The 22,002-nt window shown below is 39.2% G+C and carries 23 protein-coding genes; 10 read left to right on the forward strand and 13 right to left on the reverse strand.

The features are described from left to right. Positions 1-76: 76 nt before the first annotated feature. The 8 genes from FD725_RS21295 to FD725_RS21330 all read right to left on the reverse strand — a co-directional run bounded on the left by FD725_RS21295 (position 77) and on the right by FD725_RS21330 (position 10,384). Positions 77-2,932 (reverse strand): YfhO family protein, encoded by a 2,856-nt coding sequence (locus tag FD725_RS21295; protein WP_256871686.1) that lies wholly within the window; start codon positions 2,930-2,932, stop codon positions 77-79. A 366-nt stretch (positions 2,933-3,298) separates the two neighbouring features. Continuing rightward, entirely contained in the window at positions 3,299-3,574 is a 276-nt protein-coding gene (locus tag FD725_RS21300) for a hypothetical protein (protein ID WP_179049991.1), read from the reverse strand. A gap of 359 nt (positions 3,575-3,933) precedes the next feature. Beyond that, positions 3,934-5,232 carry a glycosyltransferase gene (locus tag FD725_RS21305; protein ID WP_179049992.1) on the reverse strand — a complete coding sequence of 433 codons (1,299 nt, stop codon included), beginning with the start codon at positions 5,230-5,232 and terminating at the stop codon, positions 3,934-3,936. Next, positions 5,229-6,275, reverse strand: a complete 1,047-nt coding sequence (locus FD725_RS21310; protein WP_179049993.1) for a glycosyltransferase family 4 protein — start codon at positions 6,273-6,275, stop codon at positions 5,229-5,231. Before FD725_RS21310 ends, FD725_RS21305 begins: the two co-directional genes overlap by 4 nt. Then, entirely contained in the window at positions 6,272-7,819 is a 1,548-nt protein-coding gene (locus FD725_RS21315; protein ID WP_179049994.1) for a bifunctional 2-polyprenyl-6-hydroxyphenol methylase/3-demethylubiquinol 3-O-methyltransferase UbiG, read from the reverse strand. Before FD725_RS21315 ends, FD725_RS21310 begins: the two co-directional genes overlap by 4 nt. A 59-nt stretch (positions 7,820-7,878) precedes the next feature. Then, the gene (locus tag FD725_RS21320; RefSeq protein ID WP_179049995.1) at positions 7,879-8,619 is read right to left on the reverse strand and encodes an ABC transporter ATP-binding protein; all 741 of its coding nucleotides are present in this window, start codon (positions 8,617-8,619) and stop codon (positions 7,879-7,881) included. Further along, positions 8,620-9,426, reverse strand: a complete 807-nt coding sequence (locus tag FD725_RS21325) for an ABC transporter permease (protein WP_179049996.1) — start codon at positions 9,424-9,426, stop codon at positions 8,620-8,622. It lies immediately after the preceding gene. Between the two features lie 118 nt (positions 9,427-9,544). Beyond that, positions 9,545-10,384 carry a Uma2 family endonuclease gene (locus tag FD725_RS21330; protein ID WP_179049997.1) on the reverse strand — a complete coding sequence of 280 codons (840 nt, stop codon included), beginning with the start codon at positions 10,382-10,384 and terminating at the stop codon, positions 9,545-9,547. A 219-nt stretch (positions 10,385-10,603) separates the two neighbouring features. Here FD725_RS21330 and FD725_RS21335 point away from each other — a divergent pair, with 219 nt between their 5' ends. The 6 genes from FD725_RS21335 (at position 10,604) to FD725_RS21360 (ending at position 15,231) form a co-directional block, all read left to right on the forward strand. Further along, positions 10,604-10,795, forward strand: coding sequence for a DUF2862 domain-containing protein (locus tag FD725_RS21335; protein ID WP_179049998.1), 192 nt, complete (start codon positions 10,604-10,606; stop codon positions 10,793-10,795). An 88-nt stretch (positions 10,796-10,883) separates the two neighbouring features. Next, a complete protein-coding gene (locus FD725_RS21340) occupies positions 10,884-11,984 on the forward strand; it encodes an ArsA family ATPase (RefSeq protein WP_179049999.1) in 1,101 nt (366 codons plus the stop codon). Positions 11,985-12,092: 108 nt separating this feature from the next. Next, positions 12,093-13,115: a chlorophyll synthase ChlG gene (chlG, locus tag FD725_RS21345; RefSeq protein WP_179050000.1), complete on the forward strand. Its 1,023-nt coding sequence runs from the start codon at positions 12,093-12,095 to the stop codon at positions 13,113-13,115. An 82-nt stretch (positions 13,116-13,197) separates the two neighbouring features. Continuing rightward, positions 13,198-13,485, forward strand: a complete 288-nt coding sequence (locus FD725_RS21350) for a hypothetical protein (RefSeq protein WP_179050001.1) — start codon at positions 13,198-13,200, stop codon at positions 13,483-13,485. A 405-nt stretch (positions 13,486-13,890) separates the two neighbouring features. Continuing rightward, positions 13,891-14,478: a hypothetical protein gene (locus FD725_RS21355; RefSeq protein ID WP_179050002.1), complete on the forward strand. Its 588-nt coding sequence runs from the start codon at positions 13,891-13,893 to the stop codon at positions 14,476-14,478. A gap of 414 nt (positions 14,479-14,892) precedes the next feature. Continuing rightward, positions 14,893-15,231 (forward strand): P-II family nitrogen regulator, encoded by a 339-nt coding sequence (locus FD725_RS21360; RefSeq protein ID WP_010996475.1) that lies wholly within the window; start codon positions 14,893-14,895, stop codon positions 15,229-15,231. A gap of 185 nt (positions 15,232-15,416) precedes the next feature. Here the strand turns inward: FD725_RS21360 and FD725_RS21365 are convergent, their stop codons facing one another. The 5 genes from FD725_RS21365 to FD725_RS21385 all read right to left on the reverse strand — a co-directional run bounded on the left by FD725_RS21365 (position 15,417) and on the right by FD725_RS21385 (position 18,929). Continuing rightward, positions 15,417-16,556, reverse strand: coding sequence for a DUF1822 family protein (locus FD725_RS21365; protein WP_179050003.1), 1,140 nt, complete (start codon positions 16,554-16,556; stop codon positions 15,417-15,419). A 5-nt stretch (positions 16,557-16,561) separates the two neighbouring features. After that, a complete protein-coding gene (locus tag FD725_RS21370; RefSeq protein ID WP_179050004.1) occupies positions 16,562-17,749 on the reverse strand; it encodes a sigma-70 family RNA polymerase sigma factor in 1,188 nt (395 codons plus the stop codon). Between the two features lie 70 nt (positions 17,750-17,819). Then, positions 17,820-18,059: a hypothetical protein gene (locus FD725_RS21375; protein ID WP_179050005.1), complete on the reverse strand. Its 240-nt coding sequence runs from the start codon at positions 18,057-18,059 to the stop codon at positions 17,820-17,822. Between the two features lie 304 nt (positions 18,060-18,363). Next, a complete protein-coding gene (locus FD725_RS21380) occupies positions 18,364-18,720 on the reverse strand; it encodes a type II toxin-antitoxin system VapC family toxin (protein ID WP_256871687.1) in 357 nt (118 codons plus the stop codon). Positions 18,721-18,725: 5 nt separating this feature from the next. Then, positions 18,726-18,929, reverse strand: coding sequence for a hypothetical protein (locus FD725_RS21385; protein WP_179050007.1), 204 nt, complete (start codon positions 18,927-18,929; stop codon positions 18,726-18,728). A gap of 188 nt (positions 18,930-19,117) precedes the next feature. Here FD725_RS21385 and FD725_RS21390 point away from each other — a divergent pair, with 188 nt between their 5' ends. The 4 genes from FD725_RS21390 (at position 19,118) to FD725_RS21405 (ending at position 21,981) form a co-directional block, all read left to right on the forward strand. Next, on the forward strand, positions 19,118-19,798 hold the full coding sequence (locus tag FD725_RS21390) for a Uma2 family endonuclease (protein ID WP_179050008.1): 681 nt from the start codon (positions 19,118-19,120) through the stop codon (positions 19,796-19,798). Between the two features lie 206 nt (positions 19,799-20,004). Further along, positions 20,005-21,072, forward strand: a complete 1,068-nt coding sequence (gene hisC, locus FD725_RS21395; protein WP_179050009.1) for a histidinol-phosphate transaminase — start codon at positions 20,005-20,007, stop codon at positions 21,070-21,072. A gap of 171 nt (positions 21,073-21,243) precedes the next feature. Continuing rightward, positions 21,244-21,612, forward strand: a complete 369-nt coding sequence (locus FD725_RS21400; RefSeq protein ID WP_179050010.1) for a type II toxin-antitoxin system RelE/ParE family toxin — start codon at positions 21,244-21,246, stop codon at positions 21,610-21,612. Between the two features lie 9 nt (positions 21,613-21,621). Beyond that, entirely contained in the window at positions 21,622-21,981 is a 360-nt protein-coding gene (locus tag FD725_RS21405) for a helix-turn-helix domain-containing protein (protein ID WP_179050011.1), read from the forward strand. Positions 21,982-22,002: the final 21 nt, after the last annotated feature.

Consider the following 22,002-nt stretch of genomic DNA (forward strand, 5'->3'; position numbering starts at 1 on the left):
TGATCGATAAGTTATTAAAATTTTAAACAAGGATTTCATCCTAATAACTATAGTTTTTCATGTAAGTATTTCCTGTTTAATTTTCTTTACTACTTTGATTCTTGCTATCCTTAGTTAAAATATAACCTAGCAAGAACAGGGATGAGACACTAATTCCTGCACCAATATGAAAGCTTATAGGGTTAAACTCAAACTCGATTAAATGATTTCCCTGGGGTATTAAAACACCTTGGAGTACATAGTTAGTTTGAAAGATATGTGTCGGTTTACCATCAATTTTGGCCTGCCATCCAGGATAATAAATATTACTTAATACTAAAAAAGCCGGAGAAGATGAATTTGTTAGAACTTGATTATGTGTATCATTTAACTTAGTAAACTTAGTAGTAGCACCTAAATCGAAATTTTGAGTTTTTAAATTTATATTTTCCTCTACAAATGCTACTTTAGATGGCTCATAAGAACGTCCATCTGGTAACTTAGATGATTTTACTATATTAAGCACTTCATTAGCCTTAAAACTAATTATTTCAGGTACTAGCCATACACGCGGCATAGCAAGAAGATTATTATATATGCTGGTTTGGTTAACATTCTCAATATGATGCCAATGTCTATGGTCATTTAGAAAATTTAAATTTTCTGTAAGAGGATAGGATTTTTGTATTTTACTATTTATAAGGCTAATTTTGTGAATATTAATAGCTCCTGATGTACCCACCCAATCAATTTCTAAACTTTTGATGTTATCCATTTCATCTATAGGTAAAATACTTATATATTTGTGTCCATCACATTTTTTTAAACCATCTTTTTCAACGGTAAAACTTTCAAATATAGATGCTCGCTTATGTTGCATCAACGAAACTACATCACTACAGTCATAAGCCCATTCAGAAGTATCTTGTCCAGCATAAAGACTCTTAGTAACTACTCTACCATTGCTATCTGTTACTCGAACATTGAGGACTTTTGAATTATTAACGATACCTGTAGAACACGCTAATGAACTGACAATACCAATAGCATTCGCATTGGGAATAGAGTTGGCAGATGAAATTGGAAACTGAACAGAATCAGACTGCTGAGTATTGCAACCCGAACCTAGCGATGTAGTCAGATTCTCAGTAGACCAATTAATTCCTTTAATATTGGATATGGGTGATAAATCTTTAGGGGTAAAAACATATTTTATTGACATAATATCTAGACTTCTGTCGGATGGCGAAGCCCAGGTTCCACTAACATCTCCTGCTGCACCCATTTGTAATAACTGACTAACTCTGGATAGAATCAATGGCCCATACCCACTAGCACTAGGTATACCCCATAGTCTGGACATATTAACTGGAATTTCGTCCATAGAAGCAAGTCCACCCCGAATCGGTAAAATTCTTTGGTGGCTGGTACTTATAAGTTTCTTATACTTTTGGGACAAAACAGTTGGTGTAAGCAAATCCTTACTAGGCGAAGAGTATTGCCACTCATAAAACCAGCCAAAACTTCCTATATCTATAACTAAAATGATCACTAACAATAATTGTCTAGTCCTAGACTGTGGCAATCGACTCCAATAGAATAGGGTAAATGTTACTACTGTAAAAATTAGTATTGGTATGCCTAACGACAGATTAGACCAAGGGAGAAAATTTATTATTTTTTGTTGGTTAGCTATTTGGGTTTGAAGATAAATAAATAACACTAAACTACTTAATAAACTAGCAAGCATTAATCCAGTGCTAATAAGAATAGCTTTACGTATCCAACGATATGAAAAAACTTGTTTTTGTATAGCAGACACACCATAGCCTGCTAGCACACTTAAGGACAGAGTCATCTCAATTAAGTGACGTGCTGGTACACGAAACTTGTTATAACCAGGTAAGTGATACATTATATTAGCAAGAGGTGTGACATCGCCAAGAGTTAATAAAAATGTAAAAAACGTTGCGTACAGCCAAAATACAGCTGTAAAACTATGACGATGTGCTAAAAATCCAATAATTGCTAATATTAAAGTCAGTATCCCAACGTAACCGGTTACTTCTGTAAGTCCCCATATACATTCTCCTGAATATGGAATGGTATGTTCTGGTGAGTTACTACCAAAAATCCAGGGGAATAACATTCTAATACTTTCACTTAAAGGCAGAGAGCAATAATTAAAATCTTTAAAACTTAATTTCGAGCGCAGTCCCAGGTTAATCAATTCGACAGTAGGAAAAATTTGGATACAAGATAAAGCTATTCCTAATAATATAGCAGCTATATAAAATTGATAATATCTCCATACACTAATTGGAGTTTTCCATCCATGAGCAAAAACGTATATTCCACTCATCCCTATACTGTAAACAGCAATTTGTGGATGTCCTGCAAGAATGCAACAGGCAATAGCAAAACATGCAGATGCAAACCATTTAATGCTGAAACTATGACGAAGCTTCTCCAACGCCCAAATGATCATGGGCATCCACGCAGCAGAATGAATCATCATTGTGTGCCCTAGATGAGCCATCATGAAACCACTCATGCCATAAATAATACCCCCGACGATCGCTGCTAACTTGGAATTAGTAATTGTATAGACGTAACCATAGGAGAAACAACTGGCTAGTATATAAGCTGAGATGACCCAGGCATTCCAAGAATTAGGAATAAGAGAAAATATTACTGAAATAGGATACCAAGTTTGAGTTTGCGGATCTGCTGCTACCGGAAATCCTGAAAGAAGTAAATCTGTCCATAGAGTTCGATAAGAATAAAAAGCTGGTATGCTTTGAATAATTCCATCTCCAGGCGCTAATAATTTATCGGAGAAGATAACAGGAAAGAAGAAAAGAGTGTAAAGAACAGAGTACAAAAGTATTACTGATATGACATGAATAATACGTCTGTAACTTTCAGGCATCAAATTATACATTAGAGACATATATTTCGTTTAAATTTTTAAATGCAAAATATTGGCTGTTATGAGCATAATAGCTGTATTTAAATCAAGTCCTAAAAATAATTAAAATACATAAACTTTAGCGGGTTACGTAAAGAATTTATTGAATATTTCTACCACCTCGCTCAATTATGTGTATTTTAAACTTATAGGCTATCATCAATAAATGAACAAATATTAATTAAGAATACTCCTCTTACTTTACTTAGAGGATGTTTTAAAAGTGGTTAGTTGTGTTTTTAAGAACCTATTGATCCCCCCTAACCCCCCTTTAAAAGGGGGGAACCGGAATTAAAGTCCCCCTTTTTAAGGGGGATTTAGGGGGATCGGAAAATATTTGATACATCATCAAGGACTTTTAAAACATCCTCTTAGTATTGTCATTGCAGCCGCCAAGTAATTAAGGTATCGGGGAACGGAAGCCTTAAAGTAATCTCCGTGACCTTGATTACTAACTAATTGTTCTATTTGGTTCAATATATTTTGTGATGCTTCTAAATGTGGCTGTATTTTCTCTGGTATATCTGTTGAAAATAATGAATTAAAGTTGGACTGCATAAGAAGTTGCTTTGCAAAAGCAACTTCTGAGAGAATTTCTTCATCTGGAATTACTTCTTTTATCATTTCTAATGATGGCTGTTCTGTCTTATTACAAAAAAAGTTTCATAACATCAATAATACTTTTTTAAAATTTAATCACTGAAATCTTTCTCCTTGCAAAAGATACAAGTAAAAATCATCAACTGGTACATTATATTTCTTTGCTCCTCTAAGAAAATTATCACCAAATCCAAAACTTTTTCTATAGTGAGACTCCCTTGAAAATAGCTCTCGATAACGTTCAGGATGCTTTTTCATTAACAGAGCATCTTTTTCAAAAAACAGGTTTTTTTCTTCAATACTTTCACGTTTATCTATCCGAATATGAGGTGGATGAAAAACGCAAACATCGTGAGCAAAAGGATGCCATGCTGAGAGAAAAATTAGGTACTAATAAAATGTATAGCTTGTGCAACTCCTCTGATATCCATATCTACTCTTTCGTAATTGATCCAGTTACTTAATTCCTCGCCTATCTTGTCTGCAAAGCTGTAAGCTATTGTAGTGTGTCTAAATTTTCCGCTTTTTTTTGCAATGTCAATAATTGCTTGAGAATAATTTTCTAAGTTATGATAATCTTGTAAAAGCTGCCAACCATTTTCTCCTAAGTGTGAAAAGTCTAGAGGATTAGCTAGAAAGTTTTTGAGATGTTGCTGTATATCCTCTATCTCATGATCTGGACGTACAAACGCAACTGTACTTTCAGATTGTTCAGCATACCAGCCAACCTGTGTAACTAGACTAGGAAGTGCATGACTCCAAATCCTAAGTTGACTTACTGATGCCTCTCCCATTGTTGGGTAACGCAGATTAATAGCTAAATGAGCATTGGCTAAAGCTGAGTCCAACTTAGCTTCTTCGACAAAACCATGTAATTTTACTAAATTAGTAAGACCTAATTGTTGAATTTGATGACAAATATAGTTTTTATCCCAAACTTGACCGTAAATATCTAAACGAAACTGATTCTTTTCGCTAAGATTAGATAAAGCTTTTAAAAAAACTTCTAGACGACGATTACTGCCAAGATATCCGAAAATTATGAGACGATAGGGTGGAGTAATGACTTTACCATTTCTTGTTCCTTGCCATTTACTAACATACGGTAGAGGTGCATAACCAACAACCCAGCGATTTTTATGCTTAAGAATTTTCTGAAAAACCTCTTTTGTATGAGTTACTACTCCTACTGCATTTTCTAAAGCTAGAAAAGTTAGAGGATAGTATTCAGCCATATATTCAGTTGTTAAATCACCATTCCAGAACCTTAAGCTGGCTTGCTCACCCTCTACACCATAGTATTGTTTCATATATGAGGCGTAAATCTGCCAATCATTATGTTTTTCTCTATAGATCCCTGCAAAAAAATGCTGGAGTCTGCAATCATGAAGAATAACTAGACCCGGACACTGCTTGCTAATCTGCCAGATTTGGTAATGGAAATTGGAATTATTGCCTATATGGTAAATATTTAAATCAGCTTGGTTGATTTCTTTCCAAGGAACACTAGCCAAATTATATTGGCGAACTTTAGCATACTTTTCAATATCTAAATTCCATTTCGGTTCATCTGTCCATACTAATACTTCAGCATAGTTAGTTAAAATTGGCAGCAAACGCATTGTATACTCAGCTATACCTGTTTGGGCTGGGGGTATAGGAGAAAACCAATTCAGTTTCATGAGATTAGCTTTTGAACGACTGTAGACCATGAAATATTTAGGCTATCATAATACTCTTTTCCTGCTTTACCAAGAGCTTGCGCCCAAGAACGATTTTCCCATAATTGATCCATTGCTGCTGCAAAAGATTTAGGATTAGGTTCTGCTATCAATCCAGTCTCTTCATGTCGGACGAATTCTAAAGAGCCTCCTGAGTCTGTACAAGTAACAACAGGCTTCGATGACAACATGGCTTCCAAGGTGACATAGCCATAGTCTTCATCAAAGGGTGGATAAACAACTCCCAAGCTTCTGGCATAAGTTATAATTTTTTCTTTTTCACTTATCTCTCCTAAAAAAACTGCTTTCTTTGTAACTCCTAATTTTTTAGCTAATTTTTTTAAATACTCGTTGTATTCATTGTTGTCTGCCTTACCTGCGAACAAAATCCTGACAGGATTTGTAGTTTCCGCTAATGCTTTTATTACAAGTTCCTGCCGTTTAATACTCCAAAGTCTACTTGGAAAAAACAAATAATCTTCTGTATTTTCGCAGTAAAAAGTTTCTGCATTTCTTGGTGGATGATAAAGAGGAATAGACTCTATATGATTAAAGTATTTTAATCTTTTAGCAACATTTTGTGAGTTAGCAAAAATAGAGATACATTCACTAAATGCTTTATTATCAGCATTGACAATTGCTTCACGAATTTGTAATCCGTTTGCAGCATTTATCAAGTCACCGTAATGTGTCCCCCATAAATCATAAGCTGAACGATACTGATGAAGTAACCACATCACTTTCTGAGGGTGAGGAATTAAGTATGCAGGAAATTTCATCCCAATAATTCGATCAACAACTTGTCCACAAGATTCTGTTAAGTCTAGTAGTCTACAAGCTAACATATGCTCCAAAATTCGTTCTGGAGGATACCATTTAAAGGGAATTGCAACTATTTCAGCCTCATGACCCTCTGTATTGAGTGCCTTAACAAGTTCTTCTGCATGTATTTCCGCTCCACCCCTAATAAAAGGAACCTGAGTTGTAACTATCAATACTCTCATGGTTTCAATCCTACGATCGCATAATCTTGTGAGCCATAAAAGTAATCACTGAAACGTTCAGCTACTGCTGATCCAGTTAATCTAGTTTGAGTAGTATCAGGATGAAGCTTGATACATCTAACTTCTGATAGACCAAATGATTGTGCAACAAATGTAATCATAGGACTTGGCAGTGGATTCCGATGTGTCGGATCTAGATAGAATGTGTTACTACCCACTAAAATATTATCTGGATTTGGTGTTTCAAAAATCACTAATCCCCCTCTCTTAAGCACTCTAACAGCCTCAGTAAATAACTTTAGCAAGACCTCAAATGGTAGATGTTCAATAATATGGAAGCCAGTTACTGCGCCTAAACTGGCATCGGGAAGAGATTGTAAATAGCTAATGACATCTCCTTCTGTTACCTCCAGTCCTCTGACTCTGCATTGTTCTATCATGACTCTATTGATATCCAAACCTCTAGCCGTATATCCTTTCTCTTGCAGCAGTTCTAGCCATTCACCACGTCCGCAACCTATATCTAAAATAGGTGAGTCTGATGTACCAATATTAGCCTCTTTGATTATGGGTAGATATACTTTCAATCTGTTGAAAATATCCTCTCTACTACCCCGAAACATATCTTCAAACGCAACATAAAAACCATCTAATAAATGCTTCTCTTCATTGACAAAAGTGTTTATTTGTTCTAAATTGAACGGTTCTGGTAGTCGCCTCCGCGCTTCTTCTAAGAATAAGGTAATCATGCGCTTTTGCTGTATTAGATCGTTTTTAAGATAATTGTCGTTTCTAATATGATGATGTTCTAGTTTTTGAATATGCGTTTTAAAATTATTTAACTGCTCTTCTATATCAGTATTCCGATTATTTACACATTCATTAATGTCATGAAAACTATTATCTATACCTTGAAAACGAATATCTATAACACCTGATAACTGCTCTATTTCGTGGAAATGACTATCCGCATTAACCAAGCGCTGATCTATTGTTTGGAAATGACTATCCGCATTAACCAAGCGCTGATCTATTGTTTGGAAGTGATTATCCACATTAACCAAGCGCTGATCTATTGTTTGGAAGTGATTATCCACATTAACCAAGCGCTGATCTATTGTTTGGAAGTGATTATCCACATTAACCAAGCGCTGATCTATTTGTGTCTTTAGAGTGTTGATTTGCTCCATTAACTGGCTATTAACTTTTACAGAAGTTTTTAAGGCAAGAATTAAGTTGAAATTTACCTCTCTCTGGTCTTTAAAGAAAAAATTAATAATTTTTAAAATAAATTTTTGTAATTTTGAACTGAAATTAAAAGGAAAGCGATCAAGCTTATTAGGCCATTTCGTGCGTGCATAAGCTCTAGATTCTGCATTTTTCAGGAGAGATTCAATATAGTCGATTTTTGACATTAAGTTTGTTGCATTTGTATGATTGTTTGTAACTAATACTTGAGATTCTCCTTGGCGATTAGCAACTTCTTGGCGAATCTTTTGCATCAACTCATCGATATTAATTTCTGGATTATTTGAATCAAACATATATATAGGGAGTAACACGCTATGAAAAGACTCTTGACACAATATATAGTTGTGCAAATTTATGTTTTATTAACTGAGTTTAAGTAGTGGTTAACAGTTGCATTAGGATCACCGATAAATCGTAATTTTCCTTGATCAATCCAAACGCCCCGATTACAAGACTGTTGAACAAACTCTAAATCATGGGAAACTACTAAAACTGTAGAGTTATCATCCCATAATTTATTGATCCTTTGCTTGCATTTGTACTTGAAACTTTCATCACCTACTGATAAAACCTCATCTAATATCAAAATGTCTGGTTGCACATCTGTGGCAATAGCAAATCCTAAACGCGATACCATACCTGAAGATAACCCTTTTACTGGAACTAGTGAATAGTCTTGCAACTCGGCAAATTCTAAGATTGAGTGCATTCTTTTTCGCATTTCCGCCTTGGAAAATCCCAAGAATACACCATAAAGAATGATATTATCCATGACGGAAATTTCTGGATCAAATCCTGCTACTAATTCAATTAATGGGGCAATTTGACCTTTTATCCTAACTGTGCCGCGAGTTGGTCGCAGAATGCCAGAGATAATTTTTAGTAGTGTTGATTTACCAGAACCATTTGCTCCGACAATACCTATTTTTTCTCCTTTGGTAACTGTTAAATCAATTTTATCCAAGACTAATTTTTTAACAGGTTGACGATGTTTACCTTCTAAAAAAGAGAGAAAAGTTTTCTTGAGATCGTAGGAAAACTCCTCTTGTGTTCGTCGCCATAGCGACACTTGATCTAGGCGAATTACTTCCATTTAGAGCAAATCCATGAACTGATGCCGCCACAATTGAAAACAAGCCCAACCGACTGCCAGTATTATTACCCCACTCAGCCACGCTCCAACAATCAACTCTAAATCGGGTAAACTTGTGGATAGAGCAATCTGACGCATACTTTCAATGATTGGGGAAAGCGGGTTTAAACCTAAAAATGGTTGTACTGACTTTGGAACAATAGCAGATGGATAAAATATAGGGCTACTAATCCACAGTACAAACACAATTAATTCGTAAAAGTAAGGTAAGTCTCTAAAAAAAACGTATAAAGCGCTAACTATAAACCCAACTCCCATACATACTACAACTAATGCTGAAAATGGTAGTAATAAAGCCAGCACATTAATGAAACTCTTGGAATTAACGAGAGTCATTACTGCCAGCAAGGGAAATACTCCGACTGCAAACTGAAATATATTAGCGGCAACCATTGATACTGGAAAAATACCGACTGGTAACTTTATTTTATTTAACAATGCGCCATTGCTGACTACACTACTCAAGGCTTGTGATGTTGAAGCTGAGAAAAAATTGATGACTACTAACCCTGTAAACGCTGCCAGCATATAGTTGAGTATGGAGTTTTGATAATAGGATGCAAAAGTTGTGCCAAAAATCGCAGTGTACAGGAGTGTCATGATCAATGGATTCAACAGTGACCAATATACTCCCAAGAAAGAGCCTCGGTAACGGACTTTGAGATTTCGGACTACTAAAACGTGCAGCAGTTCCCAGTAGCGCTGCACTTCCAACCAATTGAATTTATCTTTTATCAACAGCGCCATTGTTCAATACACCACGCAGCAGAGGCAAGTTATTCGCGCATTTTATACTATAAGAGTGCATTTTGCAGCATTCAGTAATTGTTAAATATACAAGCACAATTTAAGTCTGCTGTGTGATTTAATTTATCAGGTCTGGATCTATTCCTTGCGATCGCAAATACTCTGCTAGTTTATCAGCCCGTTGACGTTCTTGTTCAGCTCGTTGGCGTTCCTGTTCAGCTCGTTGGCGTTCCTGTTCAGCCCGTTGGCGTTCCTGTTCAGCCCGTTGGCGTTCCTGTTCAACCCGTTGGCGTTCCTGTTCGGTTCTTTCCTTCAATGTTGGTAGCCAGCCTGCTTGATCATACCAACGCAACCATAAACCAGTGGTCTGCTGATAATCACCTTGCCATAGACCTAGTCCCATATCTAACTCTTCTAACCAAAATCGCTGCTCTGGTAGAGATATTGGCTGATAACGAGTCCCATTTATTTTAAACGCCCGGAAATTATTTTCATAGCGGTCATAGACCACGTAGTAGGGAACACGCAAAATATGTTCATATACTTCCCACTTGGTTGGGGGTTTGTTAACTTCCCGTAATGTTTGTCCTAAATCGTCCTGTTCTGTACCGGGGGAAAGTAATTCTACTATTAAAAATGGATCAATCCCTTCTTGCCAGATTACATAACTCAAACGTAAATCTTGCTGTTGCTGAGGATTATTTACACCCACAACCATGTACCAGTCAGGACGCTTGTACCACAAAGGATAGCGAGGGTCGTAGTAGAGATTTAAATCACTAGCCAGTAAAATTTCTGTAGGTGAATAGTTAGCAGGTTGGCAAGTCTCAGTCAGCAAATCCGCTTGGATGCGGTGAAATTCGTCCGGCAATCCTGATTCTCCCACTAATTCACTAGGTAAATCATACATCGTCGGCATACTTTCTTGCGGCGAACGAGGTGGATTGGGTTGATACATATTCTCAATTGTTTTAGCTATTGATTTAATTTTAAGCTGGTTAGGCAATAGGCAAATAGGCAATAGGCAATAGTTTTCTCACCTTGTCTCCCCATCCCCCCATCCCCTACTCTCTTCTCTAGCCTCTAGCCCCTAACCTCTAGCCTCTTTCAAATCAGATGACAGATAAGTCCCGGATTCGGCTAAACTAAATCTTGGTTTATTGCGTTTTATGTAGGCATGGAAATCGGACAAAAGGTTAAGGTGTTTCGTTTGCGCGATCGCGTTTCTGCTCCCATTGCTCAGAAACTAGGAAAAGTAGGGATTATTGAAGGCTACAAAGTCACTGATGGTGGTGGTGTTGGTGTAGTGGTGAAGTTTGACGATAATACTTCAACTTGGTTTTTTGAAGATGAAATCAAACCAGCGTAGTAGAAGGCACTCAAGGTAGAAGCTAAGAGTATTTGCCTAATGTTAAGTTGGAATTGATCAAAATCGCCGATAATTGGAAATCAATATAATGTCCCTCATACTGACATTTTTGGGCAAAAACGGGATTGCTCGCACTAAAGTAGCGATCGCCGCAGCCAAGTTATTGGCCAGTCAAGGCAAGCGGGTACTCCTAGCAGGACTAGCGGAACCAGTATTACCACTGCTGTTAGACCAACCTCTTGCCCCTGACCCTCAAGAAATAGCGCCTAATTTGCAAGTTGTGCAGTTCCAAGCATCTGTACTGCTAGAACGGAATTGGGAAGAAGTCAAAAAGCTGGAGGCGCAATATCTCCGGACACCGATCATCAAAGAGGTTTATGGTCAAGAACTGGTAGTATTGCCAGGTATGGACAATGCCCTCGCCTTGAATGCGATCCGCGAATATGATGCCAGTGGCAAATATGACGTGATTATTTACGATGGCACAGGTGATGCTGCTAGTTTGCGGATGTTGGGCTTACCAGAGTCTTTAAGTTGGTATGTGCGGCGTTTTCGGCAATTATTTGTCAACTCTGATTTAGGGAAGACCATTACCGAATCACCATTAATTCAGCCTCTTATCAGTAGTCTTTTCAATGTCAACTGGACAGCAGACAACTTTGCTCAACCCACCAACCAAGTCAATAATTTCCTAGATCAGGGGAAAGCAGCACTGGCTGACCCCAAGCGTGTTGCTGCCTTCGTAGTAACTACCGCAGATCCTTTGGAAGTAGCCAGCGCTCGTTATTTGTGGGGTAGCGCCCAACAACTCGGTTTAACTGTGGGTGGTGTAATTCAATTATCTTCCCAGGTTGAGAGTAATCTGTCAGAAGAATTTGCCCCTTTAGCTGTAAGTGTAGTTCCTGATCTGGTTAATGGTGAGTGGCGATCGCTAATCGATGCCCTGCCTAACTTTGTTGAGCAAGCCTTACAGGCTCCTACACCCATCACCATTGACATCCATAACCGTCAGGTGCGCTTATTTTTACCTGGATTTGATAAAAAACAGGTGAAACTCACTCAGTATGGGCCAGAAGTGACAGTGGAAGCAGGAGACCAACGGCGGAATATTTCTCTACCTCCAGCGCTGAGTGGTAGACCTATCACCGGGGCAAAATTTCAAAATAATTATTTGATCATTTCTTTTTAATGTAGAGGTAATGGGGACTGGGGACTGGGGATTAGGAATTTTTAAGTCCAAAATTGCTTCTCGATACCCAATACCCAATACCCAATACCCAACCGATAAGTAACTCTTATGTCTGAATCAAATCCAACTGATTCCAATTCTCAGCCATTAGTTTCTAGCACAGACGCAATAGCATCTGATGACCGCAGTGCTAAAACCCGGCAGTTGTTAGGGATGAAAGGTGCTGCACCAGGGGAAACCTCGATTTGGAAAATCCGCTTGCAACTGATGAAGCCAATTACCTGGATTCCTCTGATTTGGGGAGTCGTTTGTGGTGCGGCTTCTTCTGGTAACTACACTTGGACACTAGAAAATGTTTTGAAAGCAGCAGCTTGTATGTTGCTGTCGGGGCCATTACTCACAGGTTATACCCAAACCCTGAACGATTTCTATGACCGAGAAATCGATGCTATCAATGAACCTTATCGCCCCATCCCTTCCGGTGCAATTTCTGTCCCTCAAGTATTTACCCAGATTGTTGTCTTATTTCTGGCTGGTATTGCTTTAGCATTTGTACTGGATTTATGGGCAGGCCATGACTTTCCCAATGTGACAGCCCTGGCGCTGTTTGGTTCCATCATCGCCTTTATTTACTCTGCACCACCCTTAAAACTCAAACAAAATGGTTGGTTAGGGAACTACGCCTTGGGTGCAAGCTACATTGCCTTACCTTGGTGGGCAGGTCATGCTTTATTTGGTGAACTCAATTGGAAGATTGTTGTTCTCACCTTAATTTACAGCTTGGCAGGATTAGGGATTGCCATTGTCAACGACTTCAAAAGTGTAGAAGGCGATCGCCAACTCGGACTACAATCATTACCTGTAATGTTTGGTGTCAACACCGCCGCTTGGATTTGTGTCGTCATGATTGACGTATTTCAAGGCTTGATTGCCGCTTATCTCGTTACCATTCATGAGAATCTCTACGCCGCAATTTTAGTGCTGTTAATCATCCCCCAAATCACCTTCCAAGATATGTATTTTCTGCGTGACCCCCTCAAGAACGATGTCAAATACCAAGCCAGCGCTCAACCATTTCTAGTCTTAGGAATGTTAGTCGCTGGTTTAGCCTTGGGTCATGCAGCCATCTAATTTATACTTCCCCAGTCAGAAGTTACGATGAGAGAGTTAGGAGTTAATATACTTCTAGCTCTTCATTTTTTGAGAATTTGCCGTGTTAGGATTGACAACTTTTCTTATTAGTGGGATTCAACAGTTCCTAGTCCCTGTTTGCTTTATTGTCGCTTGGGCTGTAATGATTCTCTTCGTTTGGAGTATTTGGTCAGCAGCACGAGATAGCGTCACCACAGCCAAACAAATGCACCAAATCCCCTGTACCGGCTGCCAATTCTTTACCGATGACTACCGCCTCAAATGCACAGTACATCCGTCCATCGCCAACACCGAAGAAGCCATCAATTGTCTTGATTATCAACCAAAAACTAACCCTTATTTTTATTAGGGGGGTAAGGGTGTAGGGGTGTAGGGGTGTAGGGGTGTAGGGGTGTAGGGGTGTAGGGGACAAGGGGAGCAGGGGAGAATAATTAATGGCTACTCAGCACTCAATACGGTTCGGTTAAAGAGACAAACAAAGTTTTTAAGTAAATGAGCAAAAATATTTACAGTCATTGCGAGCGAAGCGAAGCAATCACAAAGTCTCTGGGATTGCTTCGCTCGCAATGACACTAACCGAACCGTATTGACTCATCACTCAGCACTCTCTACTCCCCACTCCCTGACAATGTAAATTTAGATATACTGGCACTACGCGCATTTTTCTATTATTCTGGGGCTAGTTTCAGAGTCAGTGATCTTTTGATAACATTTCTGATACCCTATTAACTTACTATTTGATACCAATTAACTGATGCGAACAACTACCGGTTCGGCTAATGGCAATCCGTCAAACCCCAATTCTCCTAGCTATCCTCCCTCTGTACCCATGTACGTATATCGAGAATTAGCGACAGAATTAAAAGCAACACAAGCTAAGTTAGATGCCCTGATAGCAAAAAATCAACAGATAGCGCAAGAAAATCAATTATTACGTCAAGAAATTAGTCAAGTTGTGCAGTCTTTTTTACACTTACAAAAATTGGTAGATGATCGGATTCCCGGTTCCCATCCGGAAATGAACATTCCTAGCAACTATTACCCTACAGAAGCACCGCCACGTCCCCAGACTGTTCGTTCCCGTCAACCCGTCGTCCCCGACCCATCGACCAATAGAAACCGTCAGGTGGAGTTTTCCTTGCCTGTGATGGAAATCAATCCCCCGATTTCAGAAACAGTCTTGATTGAAGAACAAGATGTAGGTTATTATCCTTCCACAAAAGCAAAAGTTAAGGAATTTAATGGTTTGTGGTTAGCCATCAGTATCTTGCTAATTATGCTAAGTGCTTTTGGTGCTGGGTATTTAATTGTGCGTCCCCTATTTGAACACCAAAGTCGTTAGTAAAACAAGATAGTCTCAATGAAACAACCTTCACTCTTATACTTTTGATTCCTACGGCATAAGCAAGTCAACAGCAATGATTTTTGTTGTAGTCCGGCAACAGTTCATTTTTCTTCACATAGTTTGATTTTTTTGTACCAACTTACTTAAACTTGATATCTATTTGTTTTGAGTTACAAAGGCTGCATGGAAAAATTTTGTCAAAAAACAGCTATTTGCTTTTCAAGTTTCCAAAATTAACTGATTAATCAATTCTTTTCACCATACTTATAACTGCTCATACAAAGCAGATAGAGTTAAAAAAAATTGTAATTCTCATAAGTATCTGGAAAATTAGGTAAATGGTGAAAGTGTCAGACATTGGATCTGGTTAGATATATAAACGAACCTACTATCAAAACAGGAGTCGAACAAGTGAAAAAAGTAGAAGCAATTATCCGCCCATTTAAGTTAGACGAAGTAAAAATCGCTCTAGTCAATGCTGGCATTGTCGGGATGACAGTTTCGGAAGTCCGGGGTTTTGGACGGCAGAAAGGGCAAACAGAACGTTATCGCGGTTCTGAGTACACCGTAGAGTTTCTGCAAAAACTCAAGGTGGAAATTGTAGTTGAGGATAATCAAGTTGATATGGTGGTTGATAAGATTATCGCGGCTGCCCGCACTGGCGAAATTGGTGATGGTAAGATTTTCATCTCACCTGTAGAGCAAGTGATTCGGATTCGGACTGGAGAAAAGAACACGGAAGCAGTGTGAGAGTTAGTGCTGTTAGCGGAAGCGGGGCGTTTAGCCCGTGCTGAGTGCTGAATGCTAGTAGAGACGTGATTAATTGCCGTCTCTACAAGGATTTCAGGCAACGCAGCATTAAATTCGGTCGATGTCACCTGTCACCTGTTACCTGTTACCTACCTCCACCAAAGGACTTTTTCAGCAAGCCCTAATTAACTAGCAAACTCTTGCGTGAAATTAAAATCATCCAACCCAACCTCAAGCCGAAAGTGGGTGTTTTGGGGACAACGGAAGCGTTTGAGTTGAATAGAGTTATCAGTTTCCCGTGCTGCTACTGATTGAATTACTTGGCCGGAACCAGAAATCAACCCTAACTTAATATTGTCAGGTAAATAGCGCGTGCTGCCTCTGGGATATAATTGAGTACGGATGCTGACTCTACCATCGGTTTCTGGTGTCAAAGTCAACATTAAGACCACAGTTTGATTGCTGGGTAAAGTAATTTCCTTAACTCGTTGGATTGATTGTTCGCTGACATCATTGGTTTGGCGAAAGCTAAAAGCTAAATCTGGCTGTGTACCCAACAATGCTTCGATGGTTTGCCAGCTATCAGTAAAGATATTTTGCAACCACTGACGCAAGTTGATAGACTCTATTTGTGGTTTTAATTGTCCGGTAGCTAACAAAGCTCCCCAGGTTTCCCAAGGTAACTCTAAGCGAGGATTAGTGATGGCTGGATTTGCTAACCTTTGCCAGAGATTGTCTATTTGGGTAGTGGATAAAGTTGGTAGAGGAGCGATCGCTGTTTGTGTTTGCTCATCAGGGTACAATTGCCGGACTACCCAAAGCACATTTAAATCCTCAATCATTTGAGTAGCATCTAAAGAGTAAGTCCGTTCATCAGGATTGTAGTTACCTTGATTTTTCAGTTGTTCATGAGTGGTATAGCCCCAAATACGTATCCACGCCCCATCAGGATTAACTTGCACTGGTAAATAATAATCTCCTGCCCATCCCGGAATGTCTACCCATTCTTGAGGTACAGCAAATTCTCTCGTCTCTAAATTTTTATCCGGAATCAGAATCAGGCGTTTTGTATCCATGGTGATAGCAACGCCATTAACCAATTCCCAATACTGGGGCAACAAGTTAACATCAATACTCACGCTGGCTGCTGGTGCATATTCGGCTTGCAACCAAGGTAAAAAAGTATTGAGGCTAACTTGACTCAAAAACGCATTCCAACGCCCACGGGGACTAACACAAGCCTGGCTTTGCTGCCATGATTGCTCTTGAACTTCAGCTGAAACCTCTAACACAAGTTGAGTTGGAGGAACACAGAACAACGACATAACGACTACTCCTGTAAAGAGTGAGGCAGATTACGGAAATAATTCTGTAACCACTCCTCTAACACTGCACTAATATGTTTAACCACGTGGGAAGTAGGAGAAATATGCGTTTTTTCTTGACTCCATTTCGTGATTGTCAATAATAAAGATTCTGTTGCCTTAGATAATTGCCGTGATACTTGATATTGCTGGATTTGCAGTTGTTGAGCAATTTGCTGTTGCGTCAATCCTTCTTGATAGTATAGTTGCAGCAGTTGTTGTGCTTGTGGTGGTAATTTTGTCAAGGCATCTTTTAAAATATTTTGAATTTCTAGTTGTAGATTTTGGCGAGTTGCGGTTTCTTCTTCGGTAATCAGATTTGCTAATAGAGACTCATTTGTAGTGTCAAGTAAATCATCTTGCAACTCCCCGTCTGCTTGTCCTAGTTTAGGTAGGTTGAGGGAAGAAACCACGGGATATAGATAAGCACGTGCGTGTTTTGCTGATAAAATTAGCCATTTTTCTAGAGTTGCGGGAGTCTGTGGCGGATTTCCTTCTTGGTTGTAGAGTTGAGATATCGTTTGCCAAGTATCCTCATCAGGTTTTTGCAACTTCCGCACCTTTGGCGATTTACTGAGAATATAAGCATCAACAAAACATTTCCAAGCCAATAAGTAACAGCTAATAATTTCCTCTGTTAATCCCGCATTTTCTAAAGACTCTTGTAATCGCTTGCGGCTTAACTTCAACAATAAAGCCCAATCATGACAATAATCTATCTCTTGTTTTTGCCGTAAAGCATCGCGGATGATATTGGCAAAAGCGACATTACCATAACTTTTGAGACTAGCTTTTTGGTCAGGATCGCAACCTTTGAGGATTTTTGGTAATTGGGCGATCGCTATTTGAAAACAGTCTGATAATTTACACTGGACACTAGCATATTGGGGAATCGTTCTTGTCGCAGCCCAATAACAAGTTTCCTGTAAATAAGCAGACAAATGACCTTCCGCTAAAGAATTTGGTTGATTTTGCCAATTTTTATGCCAGTAAATTGCCCAAAAAGTTTCTGAGTGTTGAGTTTCGGATAACTGAGTCAAGCAATTTTGGATACTACGCCTTAACTTGGCATCATATACCCAACCACTAAAGCGATCAGCTTCCCATTGTAGGAAAGTCGCAAACATTTCCGGTATACTTTGCCGAGAGCGCATGAATTAAAAAATTGAGATTAATTAAATTAACATTATTATGTGTTCAAGATTAGCAAAAAATCCCTAAATATCAAAAAATACAGTTGTTGAGCGATAGGGAAAACCAATCATCAGTGATCTGGCGATCGCGTTTAGCTCGACGAATTGCCCCTTCTTTGAGATGTTGGCGAAGTTTTTCTGCTTGAATCTGAGTGATGTAAGCCTGAATTGCCGCATGAATGAACCGACTGCGATCGCCTTTGGGTGCAAATTTATCAATTTCTTGCAGCGTTTGGGCGGGGAGTGTGATGTTAATTCGCTGATATGCCATTAACGTAAAGTACACACTAATAATAAGTATTTTTAGTGTATCACACAGTTAGCCTTGAAATCAGATTACGACAACGATCACGAATTGATCAAACACCAGCACAGAGAATCTTTTTGGGTTTTTCTTTTATCTTCAGGTAGGGTGTGTTGTCGCGTAGCGCAACAGTGCGTGGCAAGGGTAAAATAGTGCATTATCATCCGCGTCTATCTGCGTCCATCTGCGGTTAATTTTATCTAAATCTATTGCCACATTTTAGTCTAATCAGTCCACTACTAGCTGGCGACAAACAAGGTTGGGTTGCACATTAAACTTGAACAGTATTAATGCTGATTTCTGTTACTCTACTCAACTGTGCATCATTGCTCAAAAGTAATGAATTAGTAGATAAAGCTGAGGCGCAAACAATTGCATCGGGTAATTTCAATCGATATTTTTTACGTAGTATAATTGTCTGATTTTTTATATCTTCGTCGATACCAATGACTGTGACTTGAGATAGAAACTGCTGTACTCTCAGCATTTCATCTGCCGCGATCGCTGGATAAGAAAGCATCTCTATTTCACTAATCACAGATAAGTAAAACTCGCCAACAGGCAAAGGGTTAAGCAGCTTTCCTCCTAAAAGATACAAAGCTACATTAGTATCAAGAACATATCGCATTATCGTTATGTCCATTCATCCCGAATTTGACGCTGAAATTCTAGAGGATCTTCTTGTAGTTGAAGAATACCACTAAATAAATTTAGATCAACAACACGAGTCATCTGGAGATTATTCTGTGTTGCTAACTGTGCTTTTAACCAGTCCTGCTCCTCTGGAGACAGCGCTAAAATCAATTGTTTAATCGATGTTACTAATTGAATATTCATTAATAATCTCCCTTCACAAGTTAGATACCCTAATCATAACTATCGCTGCATTAGCAAGTGTTTTGAGGACAACGGAATTGGTTAAAAGGTAAAAAAGTATTTAGGGTTAAAATTAGGGAAACGCTAACTCCTGAGCGCTAAATTATCGACTAACTCTTGCCTCTCACCCTCATCTGCAAATAGTCTCTATGGTTTTGCATCAACCTCCTCATTCTATACCAGTTCCGGTTTTAGCCAGTGGCGATCGCCTTACTCGTGCTGAGTTTGAGCGCCGCTACGAAGCAACCCCAGAAAAATTCAAAGCCGAACTCATTGAAGGAATCGTTTACGTGGCATCCCCTGTTAGAGCTTTTCATGGTGTTCCCCATGCTGCATTGATTACTTGGCTGGGAGTTTACAGCGCTGCAACTCCTGGTACTAGCGGAACCGATAACACCACTACAAGGTTGGATTTAGACAATGAACCCCAACCGGATGCGATGCTGCGGATGGAAACTGGCGGTACTTCTACCCTGAGTGCAGACGGCTACATCGAGGGGACACCCGAACTGATTGCCGAAATTGCCACTAGCAGTGCGGCTATTGATTTGGGGGCTAAAAAAAATGCTTATCGCCGTAACGGAGTGCAAGAGTATCTTGTGTGGCAAACCTTTGAAAATCGGCTGAGTTGGTTTCGGTTGCAGTCTGAGGAATTTGTTCTCATCGAGCCAGATGAGTCTGGCATAATTCGTAGTAGCATCTTTCCAGGGCTGTGGCTAGCAGTGACGGCTTTATTGGAAGGTAGAATGATCGATGTCTTGAATACTCTGCAAACAGGTTTAACATCACCTGAGCATCAAGCCTTTGTCCAGAAACTTGCCGAGCAATAGACATCTGGTGAAAATGAATGTAGAGACGTTGCAGTGCAACGTCTCTACAAGGATTTCGGACAACGCAGAATTAAATTCGGTCGATTTCTAATAGGAATAATGACTTTAGCCTAATTGATTTTTCTTGATAAAGTTTGATTTTATTGTGTCAACTTACTTAGTATGGCAACAGCCTAAGTTCTATTGACTGGGAATTTTAAATTCTTATGCCCAATTACTTCCGCGCCAATGTTGATGCAATGGCTAGCTATATTCCCGGTGAACAGCCACCACGGGGGACGCAAATCATTAAACTCAACAGCAACGAAAATCCTTACCCTCCTTCGCCTCTAGCTTTAGCCGCGTTGCAAAATATTGATGGTGAACAGTTGCGGCGATATCCCGAACCATTTGGGGGAGAATTTCGCCAAGCGGCTAGTCAAGTTTTGGGTGTTCCTAGTGATTGGATGATTGTCGGTAATGGTAGCGACGAAATTTTGAGTATAGTTATTCGTGCTTGTACAGAACCGGGACGAAAGGTAGTTTATCCCATGCCTACTTATGTTTTGTATCGCACATTAACCGAGATGCAGGCGGCGGATGTTGTAGAGATTCCCTACAAGGAAGACTATAGTTTACCTTTAGATGAGTTGATTGCGGCTGATGGTGCGGTTACATTTATTGCTTCTCCCAATAGTCCATCTGGTCATATAGTAGCGAAGGCTGACTTACGCAAATTAGCCAGTCATTTATCTGGGGTGTTAGTTATTGATGAAGCATATGTAGACTTTGCTCAAGAAAATGCTGTGGATTTAGTGCAGGAGTATGCAAACGTCATTTTAATTCGCACACTGTCTAAAGGTTATTCCCTAGCCGGGTTGCGGTTGGGTTTTGGGGTGGCAAATCCTCAATTATTAGATGGATTATTGAAAGTGAAAGACAGCTATAATGTGGATGCGATCGCCTCTACGGTCGCCACAGCCGCTATTATCGACCAAGCCTATAAAAATGCCTGTGTAGCCAAGATTCAAGCATCCAGAAATCAACTAACAACAGACTTAAAAAACTTAGGTTTTCATGTTTGGGATTCTCAAACCAACTTTTTATTAGTGCAACCTCCCCAAAACAATGCCGAATACCTCTATCAACAATTGAAAGCACAGAAAATTCTCATCCGCTACTTTAAACAACCAGGATTAGATGATAAATTACGGATCACAGTTGGCACTGATGAGCAAAATCAAACTTTAGTAAAAGCGCTGGGCTATCTACTACAAGAGTTGCCAACAGAATAAGTTTTTCAAGCTGGTTAATAAGTATTAAATTTGCTGAGTTATTCTATTGTGAATCAATCTGCAAGTGGGAAGCAAGTTGCTCGGAGCGTGTTCGTAAACAACTTAGTTTTCCCAAGGAATTACGAAGCTTTAATATACTCTTGAAAGTATATGTTCTTGAGTGCATAATTAATGAGTTGGGTTGTTGAATTTCATCCAGATTTTGAACCGGAATTCGATGCCATACCAGAAGAGGTGCAAAATAAGTTACTTGCTCGTGCCAGTCTATTGGCAGCTTTTGGTTTTGAATTGGGACGACCTCATGTTGACACACTTAATGGTTCACGACATAGCAACATGAAGGAACTCAGATTTAAAGCAGCAGATGGTGTTTGGCGTGTCGCCTTTGCATTTGATCCTAAACGTTATGCAATATTGCTAGTCGCAGGTGACAAATCAGGTGGTAGTGAAAGTCGTTTTTACAAACAACTGATCAAAACAGCCGATGCTAGATTTGATGCACACTTAGCTCAATTAAAGACTGAACATGAGGAAAAGTGAGGATTATTTATGGGTAGAACACTGAAAGAAAAATTAGAACAGTTATCACCAGAACGACAAAAAAAGATTGAAGAAGAATCGAACTTGCTCATCGCCGAGGAAATGACTCGACAGCAACTAAGGCTCGCACTTAAACTCACCCAAGCACAGATGGCAGAACTTCTGCAAGTTGACCAAGGGAATATTTCTAAACTAGAACAGCGCGCAGATTTAATGCTGTCCACTTTGCAGAAGTATATTGCAGCAATGGGAGGAGAATTACGCCTTGTTGTGGAATTTCCCGAACGTCCCCCTGTCAGGCTTATAGGTTTTTCAGAAATTGCAGCATCAGAGGAGCTAGAAGACGATCACACTCTACCAGTAAAATGAGCATTTTTACTGTCAAATAAA

The organism is Nostoc sp. TCL26-01 (assembly GCF_013393945.1).
Taxonomy (GTDB): Bacteria; Cyanobacteriota; Cyanobacteriia; order Cyanobacteriales; family Nostocaceae; genus Trichormus.

What these genes read in the sequence shown, in the direction of transcription:
- FD725_RS21295 (WP_256871686.1), bottom strand. Translation starts at nt 2,932, where the DNA reads ATGTCTCTAATGTATAATTTGATGCCTGAAAGTTACAGACGTATTATT.
- FD725_RS21300 (WP_179049991.1), bottom strand. Translation starts at nt 3,574, where the DNA reads ATGATAAAAGAAGTAATTCCAGATGAAGAAATTCTCTCAGAAGTTGCT.
- FD725_RS21305 (WP_179049992.1), bottom strand. Translation starts at nt 5,232, where the DNA reads ATGAAACTGAATTGGTTTTCTCCTATACCCCCAGCCCAAACAGGTATA.
- FD725_RS21310 (WP_179049993.1), bottom strand. Translation starts at nt 6,275, where the DNA reads ATGAGAGTATTGATAGTTACAACTCAGGTTCCTTTTATTAGGGGTGGA.
- FD725_RS21315 (WP_179049994.1), bottom strand. Translation starts at nt 7,819, where the DNA reads ATGTTTGATTCAAATAATCCAGAAATTAATATCGATGAGTTGATGCAA.
- FD725_RS21320 (WP_179049995.1), bottom strand. Translation starts at nt 8,619, where the DNA reads ATGGAAGTAATTCGCCTAGATCAAGTGTCGCTATGGCGACGAACACAA.
- FD725_RS21325 (WP_179049996.1), bottom strand. Translation starts at nt 9,426, where the DNA reads ATGGCGCTGTTGATAAAAGATAAATTCAATTGGTTGGAAGTGCAGCGC.
- FD725_RS21330 (WP_179049997.1), bottom strand. Translation starts at nt 10,384, where the DNA reads ATGTATCAACCCAATCCACCTCGTTCGCCGCAAGAAAGTATGCCGACG.
- FD725_RS21335 (WP_179049998.1), top strand. Translation starts at nt 10,604, where the DNA reads ATGGAAATCGGACAAAAGGTTAAGGTGTTTCGTTTGCGCGATCGCGTT.
- FD725_RS21340 (WP_179049999.1), top strand. Translation starts at nt 10,884, where the DNA reads ATGTCCCTCATACTGACATTTTTGGGCAAAAACGGGATTGCTCGCACT.
- chlG (WP_179050000.1), top strand. Translation starts at nt 12,093, where the DNA reads ATGTCTGAATCAAATCCAACTGATTCCAATTCTCAGCCATTAGTTTCT.
- FD725_RS21355 (WP_179050002.1), top strand. Translation starts at nt 13,891, where the DNA reads ATGCGAACAACTACCGGTTCGGCTAATGGCAATCCGTCAAACCCCAAT.
- FD725_RS21365 (WP_179050003.1), bottom strand. Translation starts at nt 16,556, where the DNA reads ATGTCGTTGTTCTGTGTTCCTCCAACTCAACTTGTGTTAGAGGTTTCA.
- FD725_RS21370 (WP_179050004.1), bottom strand. Translation starts at nt 17,749, where the DNA reads ATGCGCTCTCGGCAAAGTATACCGGAAATGTTTGCGACTTTCCTACAA.
- FD725_RS21375 (WP_179050005.1), bottom strand. Translation starts at nt 18,059, where the DNA reads ATGGCATATCAGCGAATTAACATCACACTCCCCGCCCAAACGCTGCAA.
- FD725_RS21380 (WP_256871687.1), bottom strand. Translation starts at nt 18,720, where the DNA reads ATGCGATATGTTCTTGATACTAATGTAGCTTTGTATCTTTTAGGAGGA.
- FD725_RS21385 (WP_179050007.1), bottom strand. Translation starts at nt 18,929, where the DNA reads ATGAATATTCAATTAGTAACATCGATTAAACAATTGATTTTAGCGCTG.
- FD725_RS21390 (WP_179050008.1), top strand. Translation starts at nt 19,118, where the DNA reads ATGGTTTTGCATCAACCTCCTCATTCTATACCAGTTCCGGTTTTAGCC.
- hisC (WP_179050009.1), top strand. Translation starts at nt 20,005, where the DNA reads ATGCCCAATTACTTCCGCGCCAATGTTGATGCAATGGCTAGCTATATT.
- FD725_RS21400 (WP_179050010.1), top strand. Translation starts at nt 21,244, where the DNA reads ATGAGTTGGGTTGTTGAATTTCATCCAGATTTTGAACCGGAATTCGAT.
- FD725_RS21405 (WP_179050011.1), top strand. Translation starts at nt 21,622, where the DNA reads ATGGGTAGAACACTGAAAGAAAAATTAGAACAGTTATCACCAGAACGA.